The sequence below is a fragment of the Streptomyces sp. NPDC000983 genome, assembly GCF_040299205.1.
Taxonomy (GTDB): domain Bacteria; phylum Actinomycetota; class Actinomycetes; order Streptomycetales; family Streptomycetaceae; genus Streptomyces.
Genome location: NZ_JBEPBM010000103.1, coordinates 1 through 3,954, shown reverse-complemented (window position 1 = coordinate 3,954; position 3,954 = coordinate 1). Strand labels below are relative to the sequence as shown.

5 protein-coding genes are annotated in these 3,954 nt (G+C 70.8%); 4 read left to right on the top strand and 1 reads right to left on the bottom strand.

The genetic code is table 11. The annotated features are described in order from the left end of the window. The coding region (locus ABT296_RS38425) for a DUF4394 domain-containing protein (RefSeq protein ID WP_351934767.1) at positions 1 to 182 on the top strand (182 nt) is incomplete at its 5' end. 642 nt (positions 183 to 824) lie between these two features. Here ABT296_RS38425 and ABT296_RS38420 read toward each other — a convergent pair. Then, complete coding sequence (locus ABT296_RS38420) at positions 825 to 1,163, bottom strand: helix-turn-helix transcriptional regulator (RefSeq protein WP_351934765.1); 339 nt, start codon at positions 1,161 to 1,163, stop codon at positions 825 to 827. Positions 1,164 to 1,322: 159 nt separating this feature from the next. On the opposite strand from ABT296_RS38420, the gene ABT296_RS38415 reads away from it, so the two are divergent. The 3 genes from ABT296_RS38415 to ABT296_RS38405 all read left to right on the top strand — a co-directional run bounded on the left by ABT296_RS38415 (position 1,323) and on the right by ABT296_RS38405 (position 3,909). Next, a complete protein-coding gene (locus ABT296_RS38415) occupies positions 1,323 to 2,042 on the top strand; it encodes a hypothetical protein (protein ID WP_351934763.1) in 720 nt (239 codons plus the stop codon). 152 nt (positions 2,043 to 2,194) lie between these two features. After that, positions 2,195 to 3,226: a TerC family protein gene (locus ABT296_RS38410; protein WP_351934761.1), complete on the top strand. Its 1,032-nt coding sequence runs from the start codon at positions 2,195 to 2,197 to the stop codon at positions 3,224 to 3,226. A 356-nt stretch (positions 3,227 to 3,582) separates the two neighbouring features. Beyond that, on the top strand, positions 3,583 to 3,909 hold the full coding sequence (locus ABT296_RS38405) for a hypothetical protein (protein WP_351934759.1): 327 nt from the start codon (positions 3,583 to 3,585) through the stop codon (positions 3,907 to 3,909). The last annotated feature ends 45 nt before the right edge of the window (positions 3,910 to 3,954 follow it).

Below are 3,954 nucleotides of genomic sequence, written 5' to 3'. Positions count from 1 at the left end.
CAGGGTTCGACATCTACTACCGCGCCTCCGACGGCACCAACCACGGCTTCGCCACCCTGTCCACCGCCGGAAAGCAGAAGTTCTACAAGATCGACGTCCTCACCGGCAAGGCCCGCCTCGTCGGCACCTTCCCCGCCAACCGGACGGTCGTCGACATCGCCCTCCCCCTCAACCAGCACTGACCCGGGCGCCTCACGCGCGATGCACTGAACATCGCAGGCAGCGTCATACCGCTGTCGGCGGTCAGTGGCGGACGCCGCTGAATGTCCTTGCGCCTCGTGGGCGCACAGAGCCGGCCAGGGCCTCGCGCCCTGGCCGGCCCGCTTTGTGGGCCGCCCGCCTTCGAGGTATTCGCAGCGGAGCGCGTGCACGAGGATGCCCCCGCTGCCGCCGCGGCTGGCACCATGCCCGGACGGGGTGGCGGCCCGCGCGGTGCTGGGGAGGGTGCTGCCGCGGGTGGCCCGGGCCGGGATCGACTGCCGGCCGGCCATCTGTCATCGGCACGCGAGCCGGGCGGGGGGCTTGGGTGAGGCGGAGGGCCTGCTGGACGTGGCTGTCGCCCACGGCTGCTCGGCGATCGTGGTGTCGCGCAGCGGGCCGGCGGGGCTGGACGCGTGCACGGTGATGCAGGCGGCCGCGATCCGCGGCGGTCCGTTCGTTCATGCGGCCTCGCCGGTGCCCTGGGCGCCCCTTGCCGCGCCCTGCCCTCCCGTCTGACAGGTGCAGCCGGGCAGGGGAGTCGGCCCCGGTGCGCCCCGCGGGAGGGGGCGTACCGGGGCCGATGTCACGCTCTTTGGCGCTGTGGCGGGACGCTGGACGGATCGTCAGGACGCGGCGTGCTCGGTGTTGGTGGCGGGGATGTCCTCGCGATGCAGGAAGGTGGTCAGCAGGTCGCCGACGGGATGGTCGGCCTCGGCCGGGTGGCGCAGGGCCACGGTGGGGTCGATGGTGTAGTGGTTGCGGCGGCCCACCCGCGTGCGGGTGAGGTATCCGGCCGCCTCGAGGTCGGCGACGATCAACTGTACGGCGCGTTCGGTGATGCCGATCTGGTCGGCGACATCGCGTCCGCGCGCTTCCGAGTCCCGGGCGAGGGCGATCAGAACACGGGCGTGATTGGTCAGGAACGTCCACTGGCCGCCGCGCGCGGCAGAGGGCTGAGTCATGACCTCCATCATACGAAGCCGCCTTCGTATGAACAATACGCTTTCGTGAAACAATATTGCCGAAAATGTTTTCGCGTAACTTTTGGCGGGAATCGAGGTGGCAGGTGGCGCTGAACACGCCCCCACCACTGGCTTCGACCCCGCTGAAAGGGGATCGCGATGTCTGCCCCGGCCCTGCCCCGTCCCGCCGCCCCCGGCACGCTGGTGCTGCCCGCATCGCTGCCGCATCCGGTCACCGCGCTGGTGGCCAACCGGCCCGAGGGCATCGCCGTGGGGGATGCCGCCGTCCGCCGGGCCGCCGCCCACAAGGCACCGGTGCTGCCGGCCGCCGAGTTGCGGGTCCCCGGCCCGCACCGCGCGGACCTCGACACCGCGCGGATGTTCCTGACCCGGGTGCTGCCCCGCCTGCGCGACGCCGGCATCGGCTACATCCCCGTCGCCCACCAAGTCCCGGCCGAAGGCGGCCCGCAGCAGCGGCTGCGGGCCGCGGGCGGGGTGCCGGCCCGGGCCGCCCGCCACCACTCACCGCTTGTGGTGGCCTTCAGCCGGGGTCCGGCCGGTGTGGACGCGCACACCCTGACCGACGCCTCCGCCCTACGCGGAGGCTCCTTCGTCCACGCCGTCGCCCCCACCCGCTTCACCGTGCCGGGCCCCGACCCGGGGTCCGGCCGACCTGTCCCCGGTCGGGGTGTGCAATGTGTGGACCCTCGCCCAACGCCACCTGCCCACCGCCGTCCGGCCGATGGCCGAGGAAGCGTGATGGACACCCTGACCGCACTCGCCCCGTCGTGGCTGCCCGCAGCGGTGGACCGGACCGTCGGCGGTATGTGCGTCGCCCTTGCGATGCGCCCGCGCCGCCGCACCACCGCCTCACGGTGAGCGGCGTGACCGGGAGGTGAGCGCCTATGTGAAGCCCGACCGGCGGCCCGGGCCCGGCTCACCCTCCGCATGTCTGCCAGGGCCCGGCACCCCCACCCTCCCCCTCTTCGCGTCTTTGTCCTCTCCGTCTCCGTCCAGGAAGCCGAGCAACCATGAATGAACTGTCGTTCGCCGTCCCGCTGTGGGTGTGGGCCGCGGTCACCGTCGGCATCGGCGTGATGCTCGCCGTCGACCTGATCGCCCACCGCGACAACCACGTGATCGGCTTCCGCGAGGCCGCGCTGTGGAGCGGCCTGTGGATCGCCATCGGACTCGGCTTCGGCCTCATCCTGTGGGCCTGGCAGGGCGGGGAGGCGTCCTCGACCTATTACGCGGGCTATCTGATCGAAAAGGCCTTGTCGATCGACAACGTCTTCGTCTTCGCGCTGGTCTTCTCGTTCTTCGCCGTCCCGGACGCCTACCAGCACAAGGTGCTGTTCTGGGGCGTCATCGGTGCCCTGGCCTTCCGGCTGGTGTTCATCTTCATCGGCGCCGAGCTGCTGCAGGTGTTCTTCTGGACCGCCTACCTCTTCGGCGCGTTCCTGATCTGGACCGGCTGGAAGATGGCGGTCTCCAAGGACGAGGAGGTCCACCCCGACCGCAATCCGGTCGTCCGCCTGGTCAAGAGGCTCATCCCCACCGACCCCAAGTTCCACGGCGACAAGTTCTTCATCCGCGTCAGCGGCAAGCGCGTCGCAACCCTGCTGTTCGTGGTCCTGGTCGCGATCGAGGCCACCGACCTCATCTTCGCCGTCGACTCCGTCGCCGCCGTCCTCGCGATCACCACCAACACCTTCATCGTGTGGACCGCAAACGCCTTCGCCGTCCTCGGCCTGCGCAGCCTGTACTTCTGCCTCGCCGGACTCCTGCGCCGCTTCACGTACCTCCACTATGGGCTCGCGGTCCTGCTCGCCTTCGCCGGCGTCAAGCTCATCCTGTCCGAGACCCCGGTCGGCAAGCTGCCCATCCCCCTCACCCTGGGCGTCATCGTCGTGACGATCACCGTCTCCATCGTCTGGTCGCTGATCGCCACCCGCGGCCAAAACGGCGAGACCCCCACCGGCACCGGCCATCAGGACGAGGCCACCGACAGCCGCCCCGCCTCCTCCACCACTTCGCACCGCGGGGAGGGACCCCCGTCTTGAGCACCCTGAGCCCCGGCCGAAGGGCACCCGCGCGGCCCGCCGCACCACAGCCCCGGCCGGTCGGGGCCGGCTCCGGAACCCGACCGGGCTCGCCCACGAGTTTGTTCGGAACGTGCGTACCGGACGGCGGGCTGCGGTCCGAGGTGCGGTCGCAGCAGTCGACGTCGACTGCTGCGAGCCGCCCTTGCGCACCTCCGCCGGGGGAGGGGACCGGATACCGAATGAACGGTGAACCGCCCGCGTCCGCGGCCTTCCGCTGCTGCTGTCCGGGTGGGTAACCCTCCTGCAGCAGGGAACTCGGCCTCTCGCAGCACAGAAAGGCACACCGTGGACGTGAGCCGTGAAGCGGGCGGGCGATGCTCGACGCCAGTCACCTGATGCCGCTGGACGCGCTGCCGGAAGTGGCCGGCGAGCATGCCCGGGCGGCGGGTTTCACCGACCTGCTCATCTACGTGGCGGATCTGGAGCGCCGCGGGCTACACCTGCTGACCGGCGCGAACGGGGTGCCGCCGGACGCCGCACGAGACATCCGCGTCGAGGGCACCAACCCCCGGACGGGCCTATCAGTACGGCCTGCTGACCTCCTCCTCCCTGAACGAGGCGGTCGGCATCGACTGGTGGGTGCCCATCGTGGAGTAATAGTCAAGACCTGTGGATCAGTTGAGGTTGTTCAGGCTGCGTGAGTCTCGGGGCGTTCGACGAGGTGGCCGCGTTCGAAGTGGGCTCCG